Source organism: Gemmatimonadota bacterium, from assembly GCA_039715185.1.
Taxonomy (GTDB): Bacteria; Gemmatimonadota; Gemmatimonadetes; order Longimicrobiales; family RSA9; genus DATHRK01.
Genome location: JBDLIA010000023.1, coordinates 1 through 24,239 on the forward strand (window position 1 = coordinate 1; position 24,239 = coordinate 24,239).

Here is a 24,239-nt window from a genome sequence, read left to right on the forward strand (position 1 = left end):
GACCTCGTGGCGGTGGCCGGCGATCCGACCCGGGACGTTGCCGCCGCGCGCGACGTGAGGCTGGTCATGCTCGGCGGGGAGGTCGTGCACGCGCGCTCGCCCTGACGGCGGCCGCGGCCGTCTCTGCCACGGGAGGTGGATCGGTCGGCTCCGTCCGCAAGCCTCAGTAGGCCGCTCCGAGCGGCGTCTCGGCGCCTCCATTCAGCTCGAAGATGAAGAGTCGGCTTTGCTCGCCTCCGCCCTCTCCCCGTGTGGTGTAGCGGCCGAACAGCAAGCGCGTGCCGTCGGGCGACCACGCCACGTTGCCGCTGTCCGTGTCGTCGATCAGCAGTCGCTTGTTGCCGCCGTCCGCGTCCATCAGCCAGACCGACCAGCGGTCGGTCTCGAAGCTGCCCACCGTGTAGGCGACCGAGAGCCCGTCGGGAGACCACCGCGGATAGGTGTCCGCGTCCGGGTTATCGGTGAGTCGCCGCACGTTGGAGCCGTCGGCGTCCATCACGTAGACCTCGTCGTTGCCGTCCCGGCTGGAGTTGAAGGCGATCCGGTTGCCGTCGGGCGACCAGCGGCCCAGGTAACCCGGACCGGGGTCGTTCGGTAGCAGCCGCACGTTAGAGCCGTCCGGGTCCATCAGGTGGAGGCGTGACCCGTCTTCCGAGTCGCGGTCCGAGGAGAACAGGATCTCCGAGCCCGATGGGGACCAGGCGCCGCCGCCGTCGGACGCCGCCGAACGCGTCAGGTTGCTCTGGTTTTCCCCGTCGGCGTCCATGACGTAGATCTCATCGTTTCCGTCCCGGTAGGACTTGAAGAGGATGCGGGAGCCATCCGGCGACCAGTCCGCGTCCGCTTCGAAATCCTGGTTGAACGTCAGTCGCGACTCGCCGGCGCCGTCCGCGCCCGCGCGGTAGACCTCGAAGTTGATTGGCCTCTCCGCGCGCACGCCCTCACGATTGGAGATGAACGCGATCGACGATCCGTCCGGCGACCATGCCGGGTGGGTGGAGCTGCCGAGGTCCTCCAGGACTGCCGCAGCCTCGCTCAACGCCGCTTCCTCCGGCTCGCCGCGATCGCACGCAAGCGCGGCCACGCCAACCGCCAATGCCAGCAGCCCGCCTGCTCTCCTGCGGTGTTCGCTCATCGAAACGTGCTCTCCTGGGGTGTCCGTCGCTACGTGTCGATAGGAATGACAGTCTCCGGCCGGCAACGGTTGAGTCGGCGTTCGGATCGCTACACCTCCGCGTCCAGCACCCTGGCCAGGTACGCCTCCAAGCCACCATGGGCCATGGCGGTGGCGATCCAGGCGTCGCGCTCGAAGGTCTGTAGCGCCAGGTCCCAGAGGCACACGGAGTTGTGCCCGGGCGGCGCGGGCCGCAGCTCGCCGGGCCGCCGCTCGTCCGACACGAACACGTCGTGCAGGAGCTCGTTCCGGTTGGCCCACCGATCGATGAACACCTGGTTGAAGCCTCTGCCCTGGTGGATCCCCACGAAGCCGACGCCGTACGTCTCGTGCTCGGTGCCCGCCCTCAGCAGCAGTTCGGCGGCGGCACGGGCGCCCGCCTCCAGGTCCGCAGCTAGAGGCGCGCCGGGAAGCGTGATGGAGTAGGCCTTGAGGCGCCACCCATCGACTGCCCAGAGGCCCACGGGGGTGATCGGTCGGGGGGTGTAGGGCCCAATCATCGGCATCGGCTCGTTGGGGTAGATACGCCCGGCAAACGCGAAAAAAGTGCGCGGGTCGGATCTTCGCGTTCACCCCGCTGGCCGGCAGGTGGCGCCACCGACCGTGCATTGAGCCGACCACAGCGGCTCCTTTGTCCCTCAACCGCGCGACATTGTCGGCCTCAGTGCACGGACCATGCGGGGCCGGCCCGGACGCCCCCCGGAGGTCCCGATCTTGCCCAAAAGGAGCGGGCCTCCCCGGCAATTCCAGGAGTGGGAGTATGCGGAACACTTTGAAGCTGGGCGCGATCGCTGCGATCGCGACGCTTGCAATGCCGGCCGACGTGCTGGCGCAGGTGTGCGTGGGTGAGCCGGTTGGGGCGGGGCAAAGTTCTCTGCAGTTCGGGCTGGGCTTCCCGGGCGGAGGCACCGCCTATAGCGGTTCTGTGCGCAGCAACCCGGCCGGCGCGGTGTCCTACGAGGCGGGCTACACGCTCACCGACGCGGACAACGCTGCCAGCCCGAACATGCACACCATCTCCGGGCGGGCCGAGTACGAGTTGCCGTTGCAGGTGGTCGGCGCGTGCGCCAGCGGCGGGCTGGGCTGGAGCACCGCGTCGGACGACGGCGGTGATCTGACCGCCTGGAGCATCCCGCTGGGCGTCGGATTCGGGTTGGAGATGCCCACGCAGTCGGGATTCTCCATCATTCCACACGTGATGCCGATGTTCGTCTGGCAGCGCGTGTCCGTCGAAGCGCTGGGCCTGACGGTGTCGGCGAGCGACACGGCATTCGGTTTCCTGGGCGGCCTGACGGTCGGCACGGAGTCGATCTTCGGGGCCGTGCGCGTCACCACGACGACGTTCGAGGGCGACGACGCGACCTTCTCGCTCGAGGGCGGATTCCTGTTCTAGGAGGCCGCCTGCATCGAGTTGGAAAGCAAGAGGGAGGGGCCCGCGGGTCGCTCCCTCTCGCTCATCGCCTAGTACCTGCCGCCGCGTCGCGAAGCCCCGCTGCGCTTGGTCAGGGCCCGGTAGCTGCGCAGGTGGGCGAGTGCTTCCTGAGGGTCGCCCCGGACCTCGCGCAGGCGCGCCAGGTTGAAGTGCGCGTCCGCCAGCGCGGGATCCAGGGCCAGCGCGCGCTCGTACGCGGCGATCGCCGCCTCCCACCGTTCCGCGTCCTCCAGCACCACTCCCAGATTGAACGCCGCGGTGGCGTCGTCCGGGCGCGCCTCCAGCGCGCCGCGGTAGTGGAACTCGGCGCGCTCCAGCTCGCCGCGTTCGTGGAGCAGCCGGCCGAGATTGAGGTGGGCGTCCGCGTGCAGCGGATCGCGCTCTATCACCCGACGGTACGCCGTGGCGGCCTCGTCCGGGGCGTAGGCCTCGAGCTCGATCGCCAGCTCGAACCACTCCTCCTCGTCCGCGTCGGCGCTGTCGGCGGCGCGCCTGGCCGACACCGCCAGCGGGGCGATCCGGCCCACCAGCTCGCCGACCTCGAAGTCGAGCTGCAACTGACCGGATTCCGGATTCCACGCCATGCCACCGTGGCGCACCACGACGCGTTCGGCGTCAGCGGTGATCCGCAGCTGCGAAAGTGAAGCTCCGGTCGGAAGCTGCTTCTGCAGGATGGCGAGGGCTCGGCGTACCCTCCGCGCCGGCACGCGCGCGTCCAGGAGCCCCTTCGCGGCGCGCAGCAGCACCAGGTCCTGGAACGAGAAGCGGTAGCGGTTGCCGGGCCCGCGGTCGGGCTGGAGGAAGCCCGCCCGGGCGTACGACCGGATCCGCGCCGGAGGGAGCCCGAGCAGATCGGCGACCTCGCGCGTGGTGTAGGCCTTCACGGCCTTGACCCTCGCGGGGCGCTAGCGGGCGCCCGCGGCCTTCTTTTTCGCGCCCGCGCCTGCCTTGGACCGCGCGGCGCGCTTGGCGGGCTTGCGCTCGGCGTCTTCGTCGGCCGCGAGGCTCTTCTTGAGGGCGTCCATGAGGTCGATGATCTGCGCCTGCGGCTCCTCCTCCGGAGCGGCGGTGATCTCCTGCCCCTGGATCTTGCCCTCGATCAGCTCCAGCACCCGCTTGCGCACCTCGTCCGAGTACTTGGTCGGCTCGAACTCCTCGGCCGCGACCTGTTCGATGAGCTGCTTCGCGAGCGTCAGCTCCTCGTCCTTGACGTCGGCGTCGCCGATGGGGACCTCGGAGAAGTCGCGGACCTCGTCGGCGTAGCGGAGCTGCTCCATGACGATCCCGTCGCGCAGCGGGCTGAGCAGCACGAGGTACTGCTGGCCGCGGGCCGCGTACCGGCCCAGCGCGGACAGGCCCGTGTCGCGCATGGCGCGGGACAGGAGCCGGTAGGCGCGATCACCGCCCTTGTCGGGGCCCAGGTAGTAGAACTTGTCGCTGTAAACGCGCTCGACCTGGTCGGCCGGCACGAACTCCTCGATCTGCACCGCGCCGTCGCTCTGCGCCTCCAGCGCCTTCAGCTCGTCCGGCGTGAAAAGCACGTACTGGTCCTTGGCGAACTCGTAGCCCTTCACCATGTCGTCGCGCGGGACCACCGCGCCGTCCTTGGCGCAGACGTACTGCTGCTTGAGCCGCGACCCGCAGTCCTTGTGGATCCAGTTGAACGAGACCTTGGTCGCGGACTCCCCGGTCGAGTACACCTTCACGGGGACCGACACGAGTCCCCAGGAGACGTTGGCGGTGGCTATGGAACGTGCGCTCATGGCCTATTTCCAGGGCTGTTGAACAGGGGGCAGGAAATATCGAAGCCCGGAACGGCCAGGGCAACGACGATCTGCCTCGCGTCACGGCCGCGGCGCCCGCGCCCACTCGGCGTTGGCCGCCGCGGCCGCGTCCGCGAGGGCGTCCTGGACGGCGGCATCGATCGGCACGGGGGTCGCCGCCGGGATGACGTCGGGCAGGCCCGTCAGGTCGACCTCGGTGAGCTGGCCGAGCATTGTCAGCGCCGCCAGATAGCTGCCCAGCGCGCTGGGATGGAACGCGTCGGGCCCGTACAGCGGCAGGCCCGGGTCGCGGTCCCACGCCGCCAGCCACGCCGATCCGGCGGGGAAGAGGTAGCCCTCCACGGCGTCCGCGGCCGCCGCGTAGGAGTCCTCCACCCCGGGGAAGTCGAACGAACGCGCCTCCGCCGGCCACACCATGTACAGCGCGGGCACCGCACCCGCAGCGCGGATCTCGGAGGCGAATAGGCCGCTGAACTCCAGCAGGGAGGGGCGGCCTTCGGTGGCAGAGGGTCCCTGCTGCATGATGACCAGGTCCCAGCCGCTTTGTGCGATGAGCGCTCGCGCCGTGCCTTCCGCCCAGTGGTCCTGAAGGCCGAAATTCGGGAACGCCACGCTGCGCACGTCCGGGTCCGCGCCCGCGTCGGCCAGCATCCGCTCGAGCATCGACGGCAGGTCGTTGGTGAAGGTCAGGCTGTTGCCCACGAAGAGGACCGCGAGCGCGGCCTCGTCCGGGGGGTCGCCGCCGTTCCCGCCCGGGGCGGCCGGCGAGGAACCGCACGCGGCCCACAGAGCGAGCGCGAGGACGGGGACGACCGTCATCCGGCCGGCTCCGCGACGGAGGGAGTCAGGAAGCATTCGCATACGGTGTCTCGCGGGTCATATTGGCCGCCATGGGTGCCAAGAAGAAGAACGCGCCAGGCGGCCTGGATGCTTACCACGCCAAGCGCTCGGCCGGCGCGACGTCCGAGCCCGCGGGCAGCGTGGCGACCCCGGGCGGGCGCCGCTTCGTCGTGCAGAAGCACGCGGCGACGAGCACGCACTTCGACCTCCGGCTCGAGCACGACGGCGTCCTCAAGTCCTGGGCCGTGCCCAAGGGTCCCAGTTACGACACCGCGCAGAAGCGTTTGGCCGTACACGTGGAGGATCACCCCGTGGAGTACGTCGAGTTCGAGGGCGTCATCCCCGAGGGCAACTACGGCGCGGGCGCCGTGATCGTGTGGGACATCGGCCATTACCTGCCGCTCGAGCCGATCGACGAGGGCTTCGAGAAGGGCAAGCTCCTGTTCGAGCTGCGGGGCCACAAGCTGCGCGGCCGCTGGACCCTCGTGAAGATGAAGAAGACGGAGAAAGAGTGGCTCCTCATCAAGGAGCGGGACGCCCTGGCCCGCCCGGGAGAGCCGGACGACTTCGTCCGGACCTCGGTCTTCTCCGGCCTCACCGTGGAGGAGCTGGGCGAGGGCGTCGACCCCGCCGGGCCCGCGCTCCGTTTGCTGAAGCGGTGGGAGAAAAAGGACGAGGGGGTCGTGCGTCGGAGCAGGCTTCGCATCGACGACGCGAAGTTCATGCTGGCGACCAAGCACGAGGAGGCGTTTTCAGACCCCGGGTGGCTGTTCGAGCTGAAGTACGATGGATATCGCCTGATGTGCGGAAAGGACGGCGAGGAAGTCCGGCTCCTCACCCGTAACGGCAACGACGCCACGGCCACCTTTCCGGAAGTGGCACGGGCGCTCAGGCGTCTCCCGTTCGAGCACGTCGTCCTGGACGGCGAGGTCGTCGTCCACGACGAGAACGGGCTGCCCAGCTTCCAGCGGCTGCAGCAGCGCGGGCGCTTGTCCAAGCCGCGCGAGATCATGCGCCGCGCGATAGAGCTGCCCGCGATCCTGTACACGTTCGACGTCCTGGCGCTGGAGGGCCGCGACGTGCGCCGGGTGCCGCTCGTGGACCGCAAGAAGCTGCTGCGCGAGGTGCTTCCGGAGCTCGGCACGCTGCGGCTTTCGGACCACGTCGCGGGCCGGGGGGAGCGCTTCTACGCGCAGGTGGACCGCATGCAGCTCGAGGGAATGGTGGCCAAGCGCGCCGACTCGCCCTATCGGGGCGGCCGCTCGTCGGACTGGCGGAAGATCCGCGCGGACCGCACCGAGGACCTGGTGGTCGTAGGCTTCACCGAGCCCAAGGGATCACGGGGCGGGCTCGGCGCGCTGCACCTGGGGGCCTACGTGGGCGAGGAGCTGCGCTACGCCGGCCGAGCGGGGAGCGGCTTCACCGCCAAGCAGCTCGAGGAGACGCGCGCCGAGCTCGAGGAGCTGCGCGTGGCCAAGCCGTCCTGCACGCGGGCCCCGAAGGGGAAGGAGCATGTCTGGGTGCGCCCGGAGCTAGTGGCAGAGGTTCGCTACCGCGAGTGGACGGAGGATGACCTGCTGCGCCACCCGGTGTTCCTGCGCTTCCGGGACGACAAGCCGCCCGAGGAGTGCGTGCACCCCACCGCCGACCGGTCCGCAGACTCCGAGGAGATAGCCTTGGTCGAGCACAAAGAGTCGAACCCAGGACCCGAGGTGGCGCTCACCAACCTCGACAAGATCTTCTGGCCCGAGGAGGGCTACACCAAGGGCGACCTGATCGAGTACTACCGTGCCGTCGCAGACTGGATGCTCCCCTACATGGCCGAGCGCCCGATCGTGCTTACGCGCTACCCCGACGGCATCGACGGCAAGTTCTTCTTCCAGAAGGATGCGCCGTCGTGGGCGCCCGAGTGGATCCGCACCGAGACCGTGTGGAGCGAGGACAGCGAGCGCGAGCTGCACTACTTCATCGGCGGCGATCTGCCCACGCTCCTCTTCCTGGCCAACTCGGCCGCCATCGTCATGCACCTGTGGGCCAGCCGCCTGCCGGACCTGGAGCACCCCGACTGGTGCATTCTGGACCTCGACCCAAAGGAGGCTCCGTTCACCGACGTGGTGAAGGTCGCCAAGGTCGCCAAGCAGGTTTGCGACGACCTCGAACTGCCGACCTACGTGAAGACCAGCGGCTCGTCCGGGCTGCACCTGCTGATCCCGCTCGGCAGGCAGCTCACGCACGACCAGTCCAAGGTGCTCGCCGAGCTGATCGCGAGGGTCGTAGTGGGCGAGGCCGAGGACATCGCGACGGTGGTGCGCAATCCCAAGAAGAGGGAAGGGAAGGTCTACGTCGACTTCCTGCAGAACGGCTGGGGCAAGCTGCTCGTATCGCCCTACAGCGTACGGCCGGTGCCCGGCGCGCAGGTCTCTGCGCCGCTGCGCTGGAAGGAGGTGACCGCTAGTCTGACCCTCGACAAATTCACGATCAAAAGCGTGCCGCGCCGCGTGCGCGCGCTCAAGGAGGACCCCATGCTGAACGTGCTCAGCGAGAAGCCGGACCTGACGGGGGCGCTCACCAGGCTGCAGGAGAAGCTGTGAGCGCGGGGGCCGCGCAGGGCCTGGACGCGATGTTCGGGGGCGGTTCACCTCAGGACTTCCCGACGATCGAGCAGGGCCTGAGCGCGTTCCGGGACGCAGGGCAGATCGCCTACCTGGCGCTGGGCATCGCGCTGGCGATCCTGCTGTCCTCGGTGATCGCGTTCCACCCGCGGCGGCGCGGCCGGGTGCGGGATGACGCGGACCTGGAGTATCCGCGCACGATCATCCTGTTCGCGGTGGTCGGCGCCATCGTCGCGCAGATCGTCCGGGTGAGCCCCGCGATGGCGCTGGTGGTGTTCGGCATCGGCGGCCTGATTCGTTTCCGCACCCGCATCGGCGCGCCCGCCGACACCGGCCACGCCATCCTAGCCACGCTGATCGGTATCGCAGCCGGCATGGGCATGTTCCTGCTAGCCGTGATCGGAACGATCACTGCCTGGCTGCTGATTCTCACGATGGAGAGCCGGCCCGCCTACCGGCTGCGCGTGCGCGACCTGGACGAGCTGGGCGCTCTCGAGGCGCGCGAGAAGATCCGGCCCATTCTCGCGGCCTCCGGGTGGAAGGTCCTGGGCGAGGCGCACCGTCCCGACGAGGGCAAGCTGGACTTCTACGTGCGCGGAAAAGATCCGGACGCCGCAGAGTCGCTGCGCGCGGAGTTGCGCCAGGCCTTCGAAGAGGCGGAGGGCAGGGTTCGCCTGGAGGACGCGATCTGAGGGGCGAGGTCCGCTTCGAATCCGGCACGAGCAAGGGCGAGGTCTCCGGCCTCCTGCTGGCGCCGTCCAACATGCGCGCCCTGTACGTCCTGGCCCACGGCGCCGGCGCTGGTATGCGCCACGCGTTCATGGAGGACATCTCGCGCGTCCTCGCCGAGCGCGGCATCGGCACCTTTCGCTACCAGTTTCCTTACACGGAGGAGGGTCGCCGGGCCCCCGACCCCGCGCCGCGCCTGGAGAAAACCGTGCGGGCAGCGGTGGCGGAGGCCGCACGGCTGGCCCCCGGCGCGCCGCTGATCGCAGGTGGCAAGTCAATGGGCGGGCGCATGACGTCGCGCGCCCAGTCGGCGGAGGCGCTTCCGGACGTGCGCGGCTTGGCGTTCCTGGGCTTTCCGTTGCACGCGCCGGGTAGGGAGGGCGTCGAGCGGGCGGATCACCTGGCCGCCGTCGAGATCCCGATGCTGTTCGTTCAGGGGACGCGCGATAGGCTGGCGAACCTGGAGCTAATCGGGTCGGTGGCCGGGGGGCTAGGCGATCTTGCGACGCTGGAGGTGATCGAGGGAGGCGATCATTCCTTCGCGGTGCCCAAAAAGCTGGGCGTGAGCCGCGAGGAGGTGCTGGAGGACGTCGCCGCCAGGATCGCGGCGTGGGCGGGAGCCGTGACACGCTGACAGAGCTCCATCCACGCCAGGCGCCTTGACATGCTCCGAGGGAGACGCTAGAAGTGCCGGACAAATGCTGGTTTTTTAGCACATCCATTTGGGCGACACTGGAGGTGTCGATGAGTGTCCCGCGATCTGTGCCCTTCCCGTGCCGCCTGGCGGCGGTCGGTCTGGGTCTGGCGATGCTTGCTGCACCGCCCCATGTCTTCGCGCAGGAGCAATCCGCTCTGCGGCTCGTTGCCGAGGCAAGGGAGGCGACGGACGAGCGTGATTGGGGGCGAGCAGCTGTGCTCTGGGACTCGGTCACCCGCGCAAACCCTACGCGGGCCGAGTATTGGGGCCGCCTCGCGCGCGCGAAGCGAGAGAGCGGCGACTACGCTGCCGCCATCGCGGCGCTGGAGCGCGAGGGTAGCCTGGGCGGCCGGGCGGCGCCCGACATCACGTTCGACATAGCGCGTTCACACGGAGCAGCAGGCCGCCCGGGGGAATCGCTGCGATGGCTCGAAAGGGCGTACGAAACGGGCCTCCGGCACCACCGGACGGCTCGGTCGGATACGGCCTTCGCGGCGCTCCGCCGGGATGCACGCTACAGAGCTCTCGCCGGGCTGGTCGACTCGGCCGAGGTCTCACGGGTCGAGGGCTGGCGCACCGACGTGCGCTTCCTGGCCCGCAGCCTCGAGTACATCCACTACGACCTCTTCGACAACGTCTCGCCGGAGGTCTTCTCGGCGTTTGTGGATCGGCTGATCCAGGACATCCCGCGACTTTCCGATCGGCAAATCGTCGTCCGGCTGATGCGCCTCACGCGCATGGCCGGGGACGCCCACACGAACCTCTTTCCCGAGCACGTGTTTCGGTCGACCCGCGAGGGGGTGCCGGCCACTTTCTTCAAGTACGCCGATGGGCTCTACGTCCAGTCGGCCAGCGCCGCCCACGGGGCGCTGGTCGGCCGCGAGGTTGTCGCCGTGGCTGGGCGCGATCCCATCGCGGTCCTCGACTCGGTCGGGCAGATCGTCAGCCGGGACAACCCCATGTGGGTTGACCTCACGGCCGCGAATCTGATTTCCTTTCCGCAGATCCTGGAGGGATTGGGGCTGGCGCCCTCCCCGGCACGCCTCGAGTTGACCGTGCGCGACGACGGAGGGCCGGACGAAACCGTCGTCCTTCAGGTGACCCCTGGCCCGCCCGATTCGAGCTGGGTCGACGTCTGGCCGGATCACCTGCTTCGGGGGCGCACGCCGCAGCTTCGCTACTGGTTCGAGGAGCTTCCAGAACTGGGAGCGGCCTACTTCCAATTCAATCTCGTGTTCAACGATTCGGAAGAGCCTCTTCCCGACTTTCTCGATCGCATGTTTGCGGAGCTGGATGCCAGGGGCGTCGGCAGGCTGATCATTGACCTGAGAGAGAACCGCGGCGGAAATGTCTTCCTCGCCGACAAGCTGCTGCACCACCTCATCTCGCGGCCACGCTTTCACGAGCCCGGGAGCCTGTACGTCATAGCCGGCCGTAAGACTTTTTCCGCCGCCATGTACACCGCGGCTCAAATGGAGCGACACCTCGATCCGATCTTCGTGGGCGAACCCACGGGGTCGAGGCCCAACTTCGTCGGCGAAACGGTCTACATTCGGCTGCCGTACAGCGGTCTGGAACCCAGCATTTCGAACCTGTACTGGCAGGGGACGCACGGTGCAGACAACCGCACATGGATCGGCCCGCACCTGTACGCACCTCCTTCGATAGAGCACCTGAGGGAGGGAAGCGACCCGGCGCTTGAAGCCATCAGGGTCGACATTCGTGGCCGCGAATGAAACCGCCTTGTTTCTCAAGAGCTCGATTCGTTTCGCGGCGCACGAGCATCCACGATGGGCCTGGCCCACGCATGCGGAGTCTGTGATGGGCAGAATTGGAAGGGGCTGTTCCTGGCCCTGGCGATCGTATTCGCCGGCGCCGTTGCCGTATTCGTCCGCGGATCTTCAGGTGGAGAGGCGCGGGCTGAAGTCAGCCTCACGGCGGTGCCCGAGGTTGTCTACCGGGTCCCTCATTCTCGCTACGGGAATCTTGAGGGCTGGTTCTTCAACGTCGTCGTGGACGATGGCGACCCGGCCGATTCTCTCTTGGCCATCCAGGCCGATGTCGAGCTCCTCTTGGCCGGCAACGCCATAAGAAGCACGCACTACGGCGCGGAGGTGCTGCCCTGACCGCGTCGCAGGAACACCGGCTCGCCCATCTCGTCTTGGCTCATGGGACGGATTGCCCGCGGGACAACAAGCGGAGAGGACGACGATGGGTGGCTGGTTTGTAGGCGGATTTCTCGTGTTGCTCGGCCTGAGCGTGGTCGCGCTGGTCAGGGCCAAGATGAAGGCGGGGGCAACGACCGCGGACCCGGCGATGCTCGAGCGCGGACGTACCTTGCTGCGCCGAACCTCCGACGACCCCGGCCCCGGCTGGGACCTCACGGGATCAGCCACTCAGGCGCGCGGCCTTGACCTCCGCTTCGACCACGACGATGACCCGCAGGCCGAAGCCACCATGCTGGCGCCCGGCCGGTCTGGCCGAGCGAGCAACCTGCTGACGAATATCAACACCATCCACCTGCCGGCCGACTTCGAAGACCACCACGTGCATACGTCTGGCTACGTCTTCCGGGTGAGGCTGCGTGGGACAGGCGCGGTCATCGGTAGGGAAGTGCGTCTCGGGATGCTCGTCGACGGCAAGGGGGCCGCGCACGGCGGCCGCATCGAGAACGACGACGACACCGACGCGGCCGTCGGAGACTGGATCGAGCTGCAGGGGGCGGAGATCCTGGAGTTGCCGGGTAGGTGAGCAGGGATTATCCGCGCCACCCAGCCATACAGCCCCGTTGACGGCTCCGCAGCCTAATCGGCGATTAGGCTGACCGGCTCGCAGGCTCAATCCGAGTCTCGGCCGCGGGCCTTGAGGGTCTCCGTCGAGCGCGTGGATCGCGCAGGTAGAGAGCCACTCCAGTAGTCCTCGCGGCATCGCTTGTCATGAATCTCGACGGGCCGCTCCATGGCACAAAGGATTGTCTTTTTGTTTGCGTGCGGACGCCGCGACTGCGTACGCTTACGAGTCCAATTCAACGATTTGAGGGAGGCGCCCTGTGTGTGCTCGATCGGTTTCCATGGCGGTGACGCTCGCGGCTGTGGCCCTAGTGGGATGTGCGGACTCGGCTCCGCAGACGCGGACGGTGCAGGGCGAGTGCGCAGACCTTTACGGCGCGGACGTGTGCAGTTGGGCCACCCTGGGTGACGCGGACGGCTTGCTTGAGTTCGGGATAACCGTCCCGGTCGCGGCGATCGAACAGGCCCCGGCCGACATGGATATGGTGTGGCCACCGGCGCTTGGCGCGGTCATCGCCATGCCGACCGAGGTCGGCGCGGCCGTGGGCGTTGACCACCTCACCATCTACTGGGAGCCCCACGGACACCCCCCGGGTCCGTATCTCACACCGCACTTCGACTTCCACTTCTACCACGTCTCGGCCAGCGAGCGCGAAGCGATCGATTGCGCAGACACGACGAAGCCGACGGAGGTTCCGGCGGGCTACGGGTTGGTCGACGTGGAGATCCCGGGCATCGGCATGCTCGAGGGGCTCTGCGTACCGGCCATGGGTATGCACGCGCTGCTCGCATCCGAGATGGAGAGCGACGAGATCTTCGACGGCACTATGGTCATCGGTTACGATCGCGGTGCCCCTCTGTTCTTCGAGCCGATGATCGCCAGCGAGCTGCTCCTGCGGCGGCAGTCCTTCGAGTTGCCGATGCCGGCGGTCCCCGGTCTACCGGAGGGCGTGCGCTATCCGGAGCGCTACCGCGCCGAGTATGACGCGGAGACCGATTCGTACCGATTCGTCTTCTCGGGAGTTTGAATGAAGAGCGCCTACCCCTCCCCCCACAACTCCATGAACCGCTTACCCAGCGCGGGCCCGGTGCCCTCGTCCTCGTGCTTGAAGAAGACGAACGCCTCCGACCACCCGCTACCGCGTAGCCGGTCCACCCAGGCCTGAAGTTCTCCGGGCTCGTATGCGACCTTGCGGAGTCGGAGGTAACCCCAGTCCGCGGTCGGCTCGAAAGGGGTAACGTCGTCGCCCGTCTCGGCGATGCACAGCGCCACGCCTCGCTCGCGCAGCGCGTCGAACACCTCGGGGTCGTGCCAGGACTCGTGGCGGAACTCCAGCGCGGCGCGCGCGCCCTCCGGCAGGGTGTCGAGGAAGTCGCGCAGCCGCTCCACGTCCTTGCGGAAGTACGGCGGGAGCTGGAACAGCACGGGGCCGAGTCGCTCGCCGAGCGCGCCGGCCACGTCGAACAGGTAGGACACGTTGTCGCCCACGTCCTTGAGCCGACCCTGGTGGGTGATCCGGCGAGACGCCTTCAGCACGAAGCGGAAGTCCTCGCCCACCCGGCTCGCCCAGCCCTCCAGCATCTCGGGCTTGGGCATCCGGTAGAACGTGTTGTTGATCTCGACCGTCTCGAAGTGCTCTGCGTAGTAGGCGAGGAACTGCTTCTGAGGCAGCTTCTCCGGGTAGAACGAGCCCTTCCACTCCTTGTAGGAGAAGCCGCTGGTGCCGACGCGGACGATCAACGCCGAAGCTGGTAGGCGAGCTTCAGGAAGAAGCCGTCGTCGGCACGCTCCAGCCCGGAGAAGCCGAACCCCTCCGGCGTCTGCAGCGAGCTGCCGTAGCCCAGGAACGCGACCGTGCCGGGCGTTGGCTCGAAGGACGCCAGCAGGTCCAAGCGCAGCCCGTTCAGGTCGAACCCGTCGATGGCTTCGCCGTCCAGGAAGAGCGGCTCGCCGGTGGCGGTGCTGATCAGCGGGCTACGCCGTTCCGAGCGATATTCGGCGATCGTACGGAAGAAGAGCGCTCGCGTGGGCTGGTACTCGAACTGCACGCGCGGGATGAGGGAGCGGCTGAACTCGCTACCATCCAACTCGCGCACGATGCGCCGCAGCGTCGTGCGCAGCTCCAGCCGGAAGGCGTCCGATGGCCTGAGCGTGGCGACCGCGCTGGCGGTTGTGCTGGTCCCCTCGGACCCCTCGGCGAAGATCGCGGTCGTGCCGCGCCCGAAGAAAACCGAACCGTTGCCGAACTGGAAGGTGGGTGTGCGCACCTGCAGGCTCCCGCTGAACCCGTCCACCTCGTCACGCGGAGAATACGTGATCGGCTGGTTCGACGGACCCAGCGTCTGGAAGCCGTCGAAAGCGCTGTCCTGGAACTTGAAGAAGTTGCGCGCTGCGTTGCCCTCGACCTCCCACCCGCCGCGTAGCCGCAGAATGCCCGTGATCGACTCGCCGCCCTCCAGCGCCGACTCGTTGCCGAAGTCGTCGTAGAGCCACAGCCGGGTGGGTCCGAAGAACGCCGTGAACGTCTCGATGGCGGCGCCGCGCTCACCGTAGATCGTAAAGCGGTTGAAAGCGTGCGCGCTGACGTTGTTGTTGCGCGGCACGAACCCGGACGCGGCGTCGAATCGCTCTCCCAGTCCGTTGAGCTGATAGTTGAAGCCCCAATTCCTCCCGGTCCGGTCGAACTCCACTTTCCAGACGGGGTCGGTCTCAGTCCCCTGGGTGCGCCTGACGCCGTCCTCTCCCGTTACGAAGCGGGGCCGGATGGAGGTGCCCGCCTGTACCTCGAGGTAGTACATGGTGCCGAAGACGTAGCGCACGTCGCCGGCGACGACGCGGCTGTAGTCGGGGCTGTCGATCACGCTGCGGTCGGTGACCGTGATGCCGGCGATCGAACTTTCCCCGAAGTCTCCTCGCAGTCGCGCAATGTTGAAGAGCGCGTCCGTGCCGTCGGGAGTCTCATCGTAGGCGGTCAGGTAGGCGAAGCCGACCCGACCCACCTTGCCCGTCAGCTTGCCTCCGCCGAGCGGGTTCAGGATGCGGCGCGTGTAGATGAGCTGGTTGGGCGTACTGAACAGCTCGATGCCTTCGAGGAAAAACGGGCGCTTCTCCGGGAAGAACAGGTCGAAGCGCTCGTTCACTGTGACCTGGCCAACGTCGGTCTCGACCTGGCTGAAGTCCGGGTTGACGGTGGCGTCCAGCGTCGCGCTGGTGAAGCCGAGCCTGAAGTTGGCGCCGGCGTCCGAATCCAGATCGTCCCGGTCAAAGCCTCCCGTCTCCGTGCGCCGGCCCTGTATCGCCCCGGTGACGAAGGGCTGCACCTCCACTACCACGCCCCGTTCCAGGTCTCGCAACCCGGACATGGACCCCGCTTGCAGAAGGAAGCTGGCGTTGGCGCGGCGCACGTCGGTCCACGTGTCCCGGTAGCCGGTGCGCTGCACCTGCCGCAGGATGTTGAGTCCCCAGGTCTGCTCGCCGTCGGTGGAGAAGCGCAGGCTCTTGAAGGGGACGCGCACCTCGACTACGTACCCCTCCTCGGTCAGCCTGCCCGCCGACTCGAATATGAAGTCGGGGTTGGTGTCCACCGACCCGCCGAAGATGTTGCCCGCCGACACCGCGCCCTCCGTTCGCACCCCGTCCTCCTGGACCCCCAGTGGGTTCACGGCGAACAGATAGGCGCGGCGCTTGTCGTTGAACGTGTCCAGGAAGATCTGGATGTGGTCGTCGCTGCCGATCGCGTCCCGGTCTGCGTTGGTCGCGCGGACGCTTTCCGGCTTGCTGTCGTAGGCGCGCACGCCGAAGACGATGGCGTCGGGGGCGTACCACACGAGCACTTCGGTGCGCTCCTCGGCCGGTCTGCCGTCGATGGGCTCGTACTGGTGGAAGCCATCCAGGACGGCCGCCTCGGCCCACACCCGCTCGTCCAGGTGACCGTCCACCAGGACATCCGCTTCGATCCGCGGAATCACGAAGGAGCGGGGTTGGGGACCGTCCGAAGTCTGCCCGGCCAGGGGCAGGGCGGTCGGCAGCGCGGCGGCTACCGACAAGGCCACGAGGGCGCCCGTCCAGCGGGCGTGGACGCGGGCTCCGAAGCGGGCCCGCTCGTTTATCGAAAGGCGCATCGCCGACATGATCATGACCGATGAATGTTCGTTACCATCCAACACGCACGCGTTTGCTTTGCCCGCCAAACGGGATTCGGCCAACGGTCAGCCGGGGCAGCCGAATGGTCCGACCGGCCCGCGGGGCGATCCGATGAACTCTATCACCGCCTACCCAATTGGTGAACCCGTACCCTCGGCCGGTGCAGGGCGGGCCGCCCCCAGCGCCAGCGCCGCGGCCAACCCGAACGCGACCCCGACCCACGCGTCGGTGGCGTAGTGGAAGCCGCCGTACACCGCTCCGAAGCCCAGCAGCACGGTGAGCAGCGCCGTGACGACGCCCATCCGGGGAGCGTACCTGAGGAGCGTGACGGAAATGGCGGTGGCCACACCCACGTGGGAGGACGGGAACGCGGTGCCGCGGCTCGACGTGTTGCCCAGCAGCCAGTGCGTGGCTCTGTACACGGGCCCCGACTCGATGCCCCCCGTCGGCGCGGCGAAGACGTACCGGGGTCCCTGCACCGGCAGGAAGATGAAGAAGAGGTAGTGCGCCACGAACGTGACCATCACAGCAAGCACGAGCTCTCGAAACGCCCCCCGCCGGCCAGCCGCGTACAGCGCGATGGGGGGTACGTAGATGATCGGGTAGTACGCCAGATACGAAAGATGGAGGCTCTCGGACAGGAAAAGGTTGGGCCAGCGGGCGGCGAGGTCGCGGCTGGGCTGGCCCCCGAACAGAGCCGTATCCCACGACTGCACCAGGTCGTCGAAGTAGCGGCCCTCGTGGACCGCCACGTTCAGGATCGACAGGTCGAAGTAGAACGCGGGCACGAGCAGCAGCGGATACCAGTCGGCCACGAAGCGCGCGGCGCGCGGGGCGCGCCGCGCCGCCGCCGCGCGCCAGCCGCGCACCGGGCCGGGAGCGAGCAGGAGCAGGGCGCCCGCGACGTGTACCGCCAGCCACAGAGGCCACGCCTCCGGTCTGCCCGGGAACAGCAGCGCCCCCGAGCCGACGATCAGGTACCCTCCGAGGAGGGCATCGACCGCGGGCACGCCGCCGCGCGGCCGGGCCTCCGTCGCGTCGCCCCTCAGGAGGGAGGCGTCCAGACGGCCGCCTCGTCCAACGCCGGTGGCGGGAACAGGCCGGGGTGCAGGAGGGCCGCGAGAATCTCTATGCCGCGCACGACGCGCGGGCCCGAGCGGTTGAAGTACGAGGAGGCGTCCACGACCCACGCGCGCCTCTCGGCGATCGCGCGCGGCGCGACCGACAGGAGCTCCTCCGCGTGGCGGTCGGCGTCGGCGCGCGAGGCGGCCAGATCGTACCCGCAAGGCATGATCAGCAGGGCGTCGGGATCCAGCCCGCGCAGCGAGTCCCAGGTGACGTCCACCGACCGGGCTCCCGCCTCGCCGGCCAGGCTGCGCGCGCCCGCGGCCGCGATCACCTCGGGCACCCAGTGCCCGGGCACGAACGGCGGGTCGAGCCACTCGATACCGAGCAGTCGCGGCCGGGGCCTGCCGCTCACCGCCGTGGCCACGGCGTCGACGCGCCCCTGCAGCCCCGCGCGCAGGGCGCGCGCCCGATCCTCGGTGCCGGTCGCTTCACCGACGGCCACCACCGTATCGAGGATCTCGGCCAGCTTGTGCGCGTCCAGGCTGAGCACGTCCGCGCCCAGGCCGCTCTCGGACACAAGCTCGAGCACCCCGGGAGTGGGCACCGCGCACACCTCGCACACCGCCTGGGAGAGGATCACGTCCGGGTCGAGCCCGGCGAGTCGCTCCGCGTCCAACTCGTACACGGCGCCGAATTCGGCCATCGTCGCGCGCACCGCGCGGTCGATCTGCCCGCTGTCCAGGCCGGTCGGGTCGAAGCGCGGCCGACTGACTCGCGGTCGGTCCAGCACCGCCGCGGGGAAGTCGCACTCGTGGGAGATGCCCACGAGCTGATCGGCGAGGCCCAACTCGGTGACGATCTCGGTGGCGCTGGCGAGAAGTGAGACGATGCGCATTCGTTCCAGGCAAAAAATGGGGTTGCCAACCAAAAGCGCCGACCCCGAGAAGGGTCGGCGCTCCCAGGACCGCCGTGTCAGGGTCGAGACAGACTAGCGCCCAGCGGCGCCTCCCGCACCCTCGTCCGCCGAAGCCGTCTGCAGCGGCCCGGTGAGGATGTAGTCGTTCTCGGCAGCGGCGCCGTGGCAGTTCTGGCAACCACCCAGGCGTCCGGCCATCGCCATGCCGTCGGGCGTCTGGTCGGGCGTGCCGTCCGGCATGAACTTGGCGAACCACCAGTTGTTGTGGTCCGGGTTGTAGTTGTTGCCGGTCTTGTACATCGTCGTCACGGCCCCGAGGGTGCCGTCCGGCATGAAGTTCTCCTTCACCACGAACGCGCCCGCGGGCAGCTCCGCGGCGCCCGCTTCGAGCGCCTCCGCGGCGACGTCGTTCATGTACGTCGTGAGCAGCGCGCCGTGCGGCTCGCCGCCCTGGTACTGCTCACCGGTGCCGGGCCACAGCGCCCAGTCGGCGTAGGCCGACTCCTGCATGTAGGCCCAGACGGCTTCGGCGGTGGTGTCCACGGCCGCTGCCGCTGCCCCTACGGCCTCTTCCACCGCGTCGGCGGCCTCTTCCACCGCGTCGGCGGCGTCGTCCACCGCGGTCTCGCCCGAATCGGCGCACGCCGCGAACGCGACGAAGCCTCCGGCGAGGAACATTCTGGCGATCCTGGAGTGCATATTGGCTCCTGTTCGACTTTGGGTGTCGCGACTCCATCCCGGCACGCGAATCACGAAAGGCGCCGCGCGGGTTCCTGAGGCGTCCGACGACGGGGGCCGCGGGCGTCTTCGAAGCCCCGCCGGGAGGCGTTCCCGCGCCTAGCGAATGTGAGGCCTTACGGCATGAAAGAGCAGCGCACAGTCGAGCAAATTCGCCGACGCGCAGAGGAGACCGCCACGGCCGGCGCGCGGCGAGCCGCGGACGCGGTGCGCAGGGCGACGAGCTGGGCGCGTGCACGGAAGGGGGGCGAGCCGGGCGCGTCTTCGGACCCGCATCCCCGGGCGCGCACCGAGTCCAATGAAAAGATCGCGGCGGTCGAGCAGGCGGTCATGCGTCGGCCCGTGCTCGCGCTGGGCGCCGCGGTGGTGGCCGGTTATCTGGTCGGGCGCCGATTGCCCTGAGTCCTAGTCGGTTCGCCCCGCGGAGTCTCGATCCCCTTTCGCGAGCGCCAGAATCGCGCGCAGCAGAGCCAGGAATCGTCCGGTTTCCCGCGCGAGCCCGATGGGGCCGACCGCGCGGGTAGCCCCTCCGGAGTGCGCGAACAGGCCGGTGACGGTGGCGCGCCGCAGGGTATCCGGCGGTAGCGCCCTCGCCAGCCGCTGCGCCTCGGTAAAGGGCACCAGCCGGTCGTCGCGGCCGTGCGCGATGATGGTCGGCACCCGCAGCCCGGCGAGGGCGGAGCCGGGATCCAGCAGCGGCTCGGCCTCCAGCGCGGCGTCGGCCAGCGCCAGCGCCAATCGCTTCGCTTCCTCCCGCGCCTCTCCGGCGGGCGACCACGCCGTGGACGGCGGCGCCAGCAGGTCGAAGACGTCGCGGTCAGGTCCCGTGAGGGCGGCCCCCACCTTTTCCCTGACGGAGTCGAACCCGGCCGAGCCCGCGTAGACCGCGGTGTCGCCGGCAGCCACGGCCAGACGCCGGAGCGCCGCCGCGGCCGGGGCGCGATCCTCGTACCCGGAAATGCGCGTGAGATAGTTGGAGCCCATCACCCAGCCGCCGTACGGGTCGGGCGCCACCGCGTAGGACCGTCCGTCCAGGTCGTGGCGACCGGTCAGCCCGAACAGAAACAGCCGGCGCAGGTCCCGATAGCCACCCCAGGCCGCGACGCCCCTGAGGTGTTCGCCCGTGGCCGGATCGGCCGCCGCGATGAGTCCCTGGGTGGCGCCGAAGGAAAACCCCATGAGTCCCACCCCGCCCGGCTGGGTGATCTCCAACTCGTCCAACGCCCGGACCGCCGACCGAATGAGCGGGACCGCCACCGCGGGACGGACGCGCAGCTCGCGCCATTCGACGATTTCGGGCACGAACACGGCGTGTCCCGTCGCCGCCAGCGCGCGCGAGAAGCGAACCAGGCCCTCGTGCGTCCGCCCGTTTCGGGTCAGTCCGTGCAGCACCACCCAGCCGGACAGCGGCCGGCGCCGGCGCCGAGGCAGGTGCAGCGTCGCGGGAGTCGTTCCGCCCGGCCCCTCGAAACGCGTTTCCTGAGAGATGGCGACGCCCGGTCCTGGTCGCATGTAGCCGCGCAGGAAGGCGGTGAGGCGGGTCATCGGACGCGGCGCGGCGGCCGCCGTCGTGAACCGGCGGCTAGAACGCCGCCAGCTCTTCCACGGCCCGGAACACGTCGTCGGCGTCGGGCAGGATCTCGGCCTCGAGGTCCGGCGCGTACGCCACCCACGTGTCCAGCGAGGCCACCCGCCTGACGGGTCCGTCGAGCCACTCGAACAACTCGTCGGCGATGCGCGCCGAGATCTCCGAGCCGAACCCCCACGACAGCGAGTCCTCGTGCGCGACGATGACCTTGTTGGTCTTGCGGACGGACGCCGCGATGGACTCCATGTCGAGCGGGCTCAAGCTGCGCAGGTCTATGACCTCTACGTCGATCCCTCGCTCCTCGGCTTTCTTCGCCGCGTCGAGCGAGCGCTTCACCAGCGCACCGCACGCGACCACCGTGAGGTCGGCGCCTTCGCGCACGACCTTGGCCTTGCCGAGCGGGATCATGTAGTTCGGTCCGGGATCGCGGCCCTTGTTGTGGATCTGGCGGTAGAGGTGCTTGTGCTCCAGGAAGATGACCGGATCGTCGCAGCGGATCGCGGTGCGCAGCAACCCGTTGGCGTCTTCCGCGTTGGAGGGCAGCACGACGCGTAGCCCCGGGCTGTGGGTGAAGAGCGTCTCGCCTGTCTGCGAGTGGTAGATCGCGCCCCCCTTGAGGTAGCCCCCGTACGCGACGCGCACGACGAGGGGGGAGGACCAGTTGCCACCCGAGCGGTAGCGCATGGTCGCGAGCTCGTTGCGGATCTGCATGAAGGCGGGCCAGATGTAGTCGAAGAACTGGATCTCGACGACGGGCTTCAGCCCGCGCAGCGCCATGCCGATCGCGCGCCCGGCGATGTTGGCCTCGGCGAGCGGGCTGTTGAAGACCCGATTCGAGCCGAAACGCCGCTGCAGGCCCGCCGTGCACTTGAACACGCCGCCCTTGCCCTTGACCTCCTCCAGGGCGTCCTCCCGGCTGGCGTCCGCCACGTCCTGGCCGAATACGACGATGCGCGGATCACGGCTCATCTCCTCGCGCATCGCGATGTTGATGAGATCGACCATCGTCGTTTCGTCGCCGCTGTGCTCCGGCGTGTCCTCCGTGTCGAAGTCCGCCGAGGTCGGGTCGATGTCGGGCGAGTACAGGAAGTCGAGCACGCTGGCGCGATCGGGCTGCGGCTGCGCCAGCGCGCGATCGGCCGCCTCCTGCACCCGTTCGCGAGCGTTCTCGGCCAACGCCGCGAGCTCCTCCTCGGTCGCGGCGCCCAACGCGACCAGGCGCCCCCCGAGCAACGCGATGGGATCGCGCCTGGAGTCCTCCTCGATCTGCGACGACGGCTTGTACGTGCGCTCGTCATCGGACATCGAGTGCGAGTACGGGCGCACCACTTGGGCGTGCAGAAGCGCGGGACCCTGGCGCGAGCGGCAGTGCGTCACGGCGCGACCCGCCGCCGCGTGGCTCGCCTCCACGTCACAGCCGTCGAATTCCTCGACGAACAGGTCCGGGAAGGAGCGGACCAGATCGCTGATCTTGCCGCCGGCGGTGTTCACCTCCACGGGGACCGAAATGGCGTAGCCGTTGTCCTCCACCAGAAAGAGGACCGGCAGCCGCAGGTTGCACGCCGTGTTGAGGGCCTCCCAGAACTCCCCCTCGGAGGTCTGTCCCTCGCCCGTCGTACAGAGCACGATCTCGTCGTCCTCGAAGCTCTCGAGCGCGGCCCGCATGTCGACGTCGCGGCGCGCGCGCTCGCCGGCCTCGGCGGTTCCCACCGCCTGCAGGAACTGCGTTCCCGTGGGCGACGAAGTGCTCATGATGCGCAGCGGCCGGTGCCCCCAATGCGAGGGCATCTGGCGCCCGCCGCTGGACGGGTCGGATTCGGCCCCCGCTGCCTGCAGGAAATGCTCGTAGGGGGTCATGCCGAGCGCCTGGGACAGCGCTCGGTCCCTGTAGTACAGGTAGAACCAGTCCGATCCCGGGCGCACAAGATCGGCGACCGCCACCTGGACCGCCTCGTGCCCGGCGCCCGAAATCTGGAAGAAGATCTTGTTCTGCCGCTTGAGCTGGATCTCCTTGTCGTCCGTGGCGCGGGCGGCGACCATCGTGCGATAGAAGTCGAGCAGCTTTTCGGCTGGGAGGCCGCCCGCGTGGGCGTCGCTTTTCGTCGGCGTAGCCTTGGTGGCCATCTGGATCTGGAACGGGTTCGCTGGGCGGAGCTCGCGGGCGGGGCCGCCGGGCGGCCGCGCCGTCGCGTCGGTGCCCCGCGGCGGGCGGCTATTATACCCGAGGGCGGAAAGGGGGTCCACCCCCGAAGCCCGTTTACAGGGCGGGGTTTGGCCGCCACCTTGCGAGCACGGGAGTCCCGCTTCGAAGACGACGACGAATCGTGTCACGAACCCGCACCTTCGCTCGGCTGCTGGTACGGGCGGCGCTGCGCCCGCGACTCGCGCTCCGGCTCGCCGGGGCGGCGTGGCGCTTTCGGCGACGCCGCTGGTACCTCAGGCCGCCTTTTCTTCCCCTGCCGCCGGCGAGCTATCTGGCGTGGAGACTGGAGACGGCCTACGGCTCGGACGACACTGACATCCCCCTCGGCCCCGTGGATAGCTACCTGGACTGGAGCGCGGCCCAGTCCCGGGCGGCGCGTTCGCGTGCGCGGGTGAATTCCGAGGCCGGGGTCATCAAGCCGCGCACGCTGCTGGTAATCGGGCTCCTTCTGGCCGCGGTGCTGGCCATTCCGCCGGTTCGGGAGGTCGCCGGACCGGTGCTGGCGCCGGGGAAGCGGCTGGTGGACAACACCATCGGTCGGCTCTGGAGGAACGCGCGCGACCAGGTGTTCCGGTGGTCGGTACGCAACGAGGCGCGCACCCTCGCGCGGGAGCTGCAGAGCAGAGAAATGTCGGGCCAACCGCTGCCGCGGCCGCAGGACTTCTCCTCCTACATGCAGCGGCGCACGATTTCCGGCACGGGCGGCCTCGACAAGTGGGGCTCCCCGTACTACATGCTCCTCTATGGCGACTCGATCACGGTGGTGTCGCCGGGGCCCGATCAGCGCCCGGGCAGCGAGGACGACGTCAGGGAATCAGTCGGCAGGGACCGCTGAGGCAACCGCCCGCCGCCGCACGATTCAGCCGAACCAAGCCCGTGAGAAGCCGTCACCGAGCAGCGCGGTCAGCGTCGCCAGGACGAGGTTGCCCGCGAGCAGGGACGGAACGATGAGTCGGTACCGGACCCCCGCCGCGGCGATGGCCATCACCATCACGTCGTTCGGAAACGGCGTCAGCCCGGCGTATACGAAGATGGCCAGCCGCAGCGCCCAGCCGGGCCGGCGCTCGAGCCAGGCCGACATGCGCTCCAGTCGGCGTTCCAGCCGCCCCGAGGATACTCGGCGTCCCTCGAGACCGACGAGAAAGAAGAGAGAATCGCCGATGGTGAGGCCGGTGCCCGCGAACAGCCCCAGCACCACCGGGTTCAAACCGCCGGCCGCCAGGGTCGCGACCGTCGTGTACAACGCCACCGACGTGAGGGTCGACAGCCCTCCGGCGGCGGCCACCGTGAACACCAGGAGATAGCCGTTGCGGACGCCGATGCGCTCGACGAGTCCTTCCGCGCCCATGCGCCGCAGGAGCAGCGTCCAGGCGATCAGGAACGTCAACAGCGCCGCGAGCGCGATGGCCGCGTGCAGGCGACGGCGCGACGGTGGCGGCGAGCCAGGGACGGCGTTGTCGGTCATGCTTCCTCGGCACCAGCGCGTCATCCCGGGGTTCCGGGTGGCGGCGTATTGTCACGGGCC

General features: G+C 69.0%; 23 protein-coding genes. 10 read left to right on the forward strand and 13 right to left on the reverse strand.

All coding sequences use genetic code 11. From position 1 onward, the window contains the following. Positions 1 to 163: 163 nt before the first annotated feature. Together ABFS34_06180 and ABFS34_06185 are read right to left on the reverse strand one after the other, a co-directional pair. Positions 164 to 1,135: a hypothetical protein gene (locus tag ABFS34_06180; protein MEN8375022.1), complete on the reverse strand. Its 972-nt coding sequence runs from the start codon at positions 1,133 to 1,135 to the stop codon at positions 164 to 166. An 89-nt stretch (positions 1,136 to 1,224) separates the two neighbouring features. Further along, positions 1,225 to 1,674: an isochorismatase gene (locus ABFS34_06185; GenBank protein MEN8375023.1), complete on the reverse strand. Its 450-nt coding sequence runs from the start codon at positions 1,672 to 1,674 to the stop codon at positions 1,225 to 1,227. Between the two features lie 260 nt (positions 1,675 to 1,934). Between ABFS34_06185 and ABFS34_06190 the strand changes: the two genes are divergently transcribed. Continuing rightward, positions 1,935 to 2,567, forward strand: coding sequence for a hypothetical protein (locus tag ABFS34_06190; GenBank protein ID MEN8375024.1), 633 nt, complete (start codon positions 1,935 to 1,937; stop codon positions 2,565 to 2,567). 68 nt (positions 2,568 to 2,635) lie between these two features. On the opposite strand, the gene ABFS34_06195 is transcribed toward ABFS34_06190, so the two are convergent. The 3 genes from ABFS34_06195 to ABFS34_06205 all read right to left on the reverse strand — a co-directional run bounded on the left by ABFS34_06195 (position 2,636) and on the right by ABFS34_06205 (position 5,209). Then, the gene (locus tag ABFS34_06195) at positions 2,636 to 3,490 is read right to left on the reverse strand and encodes a tetratricopeptide repeat protein (GenBank protein MEN8375025.1); all 855 of its coding nucleotides are present in this window, start codon (positions 3,488 to 3,490) and stop codon (positions 2,636 to 2,638) included. A 21-nt stretch (positions 3,491 to 3,511) separates the two neighbouring features. Continuing rightward, positions 3,512 to 4,369, reverse strand: coding sequence for a Ku protein (locus ABFS34_06200; protein MEN8375026.1), 858 nt, complete (start codon positions 4,367 to 4,369; stop codon positions 3,512 to 3,514). Between the two features lie 81 nt (positions 4,370 to 4,450). Continuing rightward, the gene (locus ABFS34_06205) at positions 4,451 to 5,209 is read right to left on the reverse strand and encodes an SGNH/GDSL hydrolase family protein (GenBank protein MEN8375027.1); all 759 of its coding nucleotides are present in this window, start codon (positions 5,207 to 5,209) and stop codon (positions 4,451 to 4,453) included. A gap of 71 nt (positions 5,210 to 5,280) precedes the next feature. On the opposite strand from ABFS34_06205, the gene ligD reads away from it, so the two are divergent. The 7 genes from ligD to ABFS34_06240 all read left to right on the forward strand — a co-directional run bounded on the left by ligD (position 5,281) and on the right by ABFS34_06240 (position 13,085). Then, positions 5,281 to 7,821, forward strand: coding sequence for a DNA ligase D (gene ligD / locus ABFS34_06210; GenBank protein ID MEN8375028.1), 2,541 nt, complete (start codon positions 5,281 to 5,283; stop codon positions 7,819 to 7,821). Then, complete coding sequence (locus ABFS34_06215; GenBank protein ID MEN8375029.1) at positions 7,818 to 8,534, forward strand: MgtC/SapB family protein; 717 nt, start codon at positions 7,818 to 7,820, stop codon at positions 8,532 to 8,534. Before ligD ends, ABFS34_06215 begins: the two co-directional genes overlap by 4 nt. Positions 8,535 to 8,605: 71 nt before the next feature. Continuing rightward, positions 8,606 to 9,205 (forward strand): alpha/beta family hydrolase, encoded by a 600-nt coding sequence (locus ABFS34_06220; protein MEN8375030.1) that lies wholly within the window; start codon positions 8,606 to 8,608, stop codon positions 9,203 to 9,205. A gap of 110 nt (positions 9,206 to 9,315) precedes the next feature. Further along, positions 9,316 to 11,004 carry a hypothetical protein gene (locus tag ABFS34_06225; GenBank protein ID MEN8375031.1) on the forward strand — a complete coding sequence of 563 codons (1,689 nt, stop codon included), beginning with the start codon at positions 9,316 to 9,318 and terminating at the stop codon, positions 11,002 to 11,004. Between the two features lie 54 nt (positions 11,005 to 11,058). Further along, the gene (locus tag ABFS34_06230) at positions 11,059 to 11,394 is read left to right on the forward strand and encodes a hypothetical protein (GenBank protein ID MEN8375032.1); all 336 of its coding nucleotides are present in this window, start codon (positions 11,059 to 11,061) and stop codon (positions 11,392 to 11,394) included. 85 nt (positions 11,395 to 11,479) lie between these two features. Next, positions 11,480 to 12,019, forward strand: coding sequence for a hypothetical protein (locus ABFS34_06235; GenBank protein MEN8375033.1), 540 nt, complete (start codon positions 11,480 to 11,482; stop codon positions 12,017 to 12,019). A 319-nt stretch (positions 12,020 to 12,338) separates the two neighbouring features. Then, positions 12,339 to 13,085: a cytochrome C gene (locus tag ABFS34_06240; GenBank protein MEN8375034.1), complete on the forward strand. Its 747-nt coding sequence runs from the start codon at positions 12,339 to 12,341 to the stop codon at positions 13,083 to 13,085. 11 nt (positions 13,086 to 13,096) lie between these two features. On the opposite strand, the gene ABFS34_06245 is transcribed toward ABFS34_06240, so the two are convergent. From ABFS34_06245 to ABFS34_06265, 5 genes are all read right to left on the reverse strand, one after another. Then, positions 13,097 to 13,798 carry a DUF72 domain-containing protein gene (locus ABFS34_06245; GenBank protein MEN8375035.1) on the reverse strand — a complete coding sequence of 234 codons (702 nt, stop codon included), beginning with the start codon at positions 13,796 to 13,798 and terminating at the stop codon, positions 13,097 to 13,099. Beyond that, positions 13,795 to 16,194, reverse strand: coding sequence for a DUF5916 domain-containing protein (locus ABFS34_06250; protein MEN8375036.1), 2,400 nt, complete (start codon positions 16,192 to 16,194; stop codon positions 13,795 to 13,797). Before ABFS34_06250 ends, ABFS34_06245 begins: the two co-directional genes overlap by 4 nt. A 135-nt stretch (positions 16,195 to 16,329) precedes the next feature. Next, positions 16,330 to 17,211 (reverse strand): phosphatase PAP2 family protein, encoded by an 882-nt coding sequence (locus ABFS34_06255; GenBank protein MEN8375037.1) that lies wholly within the window; start codon positions 17,209 to 17,211, stop codon positions 16,330 to 16,332. A gap of 35 nt (positions 17,212 to 17,246) precedes the next feature. Next, positions 17,247 to 18,164: a cobalamin-binding protein gene (locus tag ABFS34_06260; GenBank protein MEN8375038.1), complete on the reverse strand. Its 918-nt coding sequence runs from the start codon at positions 18,162 to 18,164 to the stop codon at positions 17,247 to 17,249. A gap of 93 nt (positions 18,165 to 18,257) precedes the next feature. Continuing rightward, positions 18,258 to 18,863 (reverse strand): cytochrome P460 family protein, encoded by a 606-nt coding sequence (locus tag ABFS34_06265; GenBank protein MEN8375039.1) that lies wholly within the window; start codon positions 18,861 to 18,863, stop codon positions 18,258 to 18,260. Positions 18,864 to 19,046: 183 nt separating this feature from the next. Here ABFS34_06265 and ABFS34_06270 point away from each other — a divergent pair, with 183 nt between their 5' ends. Then, on the forward strand, positions 19,047 to 19,325 hold the full coding sequence (locus tag ABFS34_06270; GenBank protein ID MEN8375040.1) for a hypothetical protein: 279 nt from the start codon (positions 19,047 to 19,049) through the stop codon (positions 19,323 to 19,325). 3 nt (positions 19,326 to 19,328) lie between these two features. Here the strand turns inward: ABFS34_06270 and ABFS34_06275 are convergent, their stop codons facing one another. Together ABFS34_06275 and ABFS34_06280 are read right to left on the reverse strand one after the other, a co-directional pair. Then, positions 19,329 to 20,468 carry a hypothetical protein gene (locus tag ABFS34_06275; protein MEN8375041.1) on the reverse strand — a complete coding sequence of 380 codons (1,140 nt, stop codon included), beginning with the start codon at positions 20,466 to 20,468 and terminating at the stop codon, positions 19,329 to 19,331. Positions 20,469 to 20,505: 37 nt separating this feature from the next. Beyond that, complete coding sequence (locus tag ABFS34_06280; GenBank protein ID MEN8375042.1) at positions 20,506 to 22,635, reverse strand: dehydrogenase E1 component subunit alpha/beta; 2,130 nt, start codon at positions 22,633 to 22,635, stop codon at positions 20,506 to 20,508. Positions 22,636 to 22,835: 200 nt separating this feature from the next. On the opposite strand from ABFS34_06280, the gene ABFS34_06285 reads away from it, so the two are divergent. Next, positions 22,836 to 23,549: a hypothetical protein gene (locus ABFS34_06285; GenBank protein MEN8375043.1), complete on the forward strand. Its 714-nt coding sequence runs from the start codon at positions 22,836 to 22,838 to the stop codon at positions 23,547 to 23,549. Between the two features lie 24 nt (positions 23,550 to 23,573). Here the strand turns inward: ABFS34_06285 and ABFS34_06290 are convergent, their stop codons facing one another. Then, complete coding sequence (locus ABFS34_06290; GenBank protein ID MEN8375044.1) at positions 23,574 to 24,179, reverse strand: hypothetical protein; 606 nt, start codon at positions 24,177 to 24,179, stop codon at positions 23,574 to 23,576. Positions 24,180 to 24,239: the final 60 nt, after the last annotated feature.

What these genes read in the sequence shown, in the direction of transcription:
- ABFS34_06180 (MEN8375022.1), bottom strand. Translation starts at nt 1,135, where the DNA reads ATGAGCGAACACCGCAGGAGAGCAGGCGGGCTGCTGGCATTGGCGGTT.
- ABFS34_06185 (MEN8375023.1), bottom strand. Translation starts at nt 1,674, where the DNA reads ATGATTGGGCCCTACACCCCCCGACCGATCACCCCCGTGGGCCTCTGG.
- ABFS34_06190 (MEN8375024.1), top strand. Translation starts at nt 1,935, where the DNA reads ATGCGGAACACTTTGAAGCTGGGCGCGATCGCTGCGATCGCGACGCTT.
- ABFS34_06200 (MEN8375026.1), bottom strand. Translation starts at nt 4,369, where the DNA reads ATGAGCGCACGTTCCATAGCCACCGCCAACGTCTCCTGGGGACTCGTG.
- ABFS34_06205 (MEN8375027.1), bottom strand. Translation starts at nt 5,209, where the DNA reads ATGACGGTCGTCCCCGTCCTCGCGCTCGCTCTGTGGGCCGCGTGCGGT.
- ligD (MEN8375028.1), top strand. Translation starts at nt 5,281, where the DNA reads ATGGGTGCCAAGAAGAAGAACGCGCCAGGCGGCCTGGATGCTTACCAC.
- ABFS34_06220 (MEN8375030.1), top strand. Translation starts at nt 8,606, where the DNA reads ATGCGCGCCCTGTACGTCCTGGCCCACGGCGCCGGCGCTGGTATGCGC.
- ABFS34_06225 (MEN8375031.1), top strand. Translation starts at nt 9,316, where the DNA reads ATGAGTGTCCCGCGATCTGTGCCCTTCCCGTGCCGCCTGGCGGCGGTC.
- ABFS34_06230 (MEN8375032.1), top strand. Translation starts at nt 11,059, where the DNA reads ATGGGCCTGGCCCACGCATGCGGAGTCTGTGATGGGCAGAATTGGAAG.
- ABFS34_06235 (MEN8375033.1), top strand. Translation starts at nt 11,480, where the DNA reads ATGGGTGGCTGGTTTGTAGGCGGATTTCTCGTGTTGCTCGGCCTGAGC.
- ABFS34_06240 (MEN8375034.1), top strand. Translation starts at nt 12,339, where the DNA reads ATGGCGGTGACGCTCGCGGCTGTGGCCCTAGTGGGATGTGCGGACTCG.
- ABFS34_06250 (MEN8375036.1), bottom strand. Translation starts at nt 16,194, where the DNA reads ATGATCATGTCGGCGATGCGCCTTTCGATAAACGAGCGGGCCCGCTTC.
- ABFS34_06260 (MEN8375038.1), bottom strand. Translation starts at nt 18,164, where the DNA reads ATGCGCATCGTCTCACTTCTCGCCAGCGCCACCGAGATCGTCACCGAG.
- ABFS34_06265 (MEN8375039.1), bottom strand. Translation starts at nt 18,863, where the DNA reads ATGTTCCTCGCCGGAGGCTTCGTCGCGTTCGCGGCGTGCGCCGATTCG.
- ABFS34_06270 (MEN8375040.1), top strand. Translation starts at nt 19,047, where the DNA reads ATGAAAGAGCAGCGCACAGTCGAGCAAATTCGCCGACGCGCAGAGGAG.
- ABFS34_06275 (MEN8375041.1), bottom strand. Translation starts at nt 20,468, where the DNA reads ATGACCCGCCTCACCGCCTTCCTGCGCGGCTACATGCGACCAGGACCG.
- ABFS34_06280 (MEN8375042.1), bottom strand. Translation starts at nt 22,635, where the DNA reads ATGGCCACCAAGGCTACGCCGACGAAAAGCGACGCCCACGCGGGCGGC.
- ABFS34_06290 (MEN8375044.1), bottom strand. Translation starts at nt 24,179, where the DNA reads ATGACCGACAACGCCGTCCCTGGCTCGCCGCCACCGTCGCGCCGTCGC.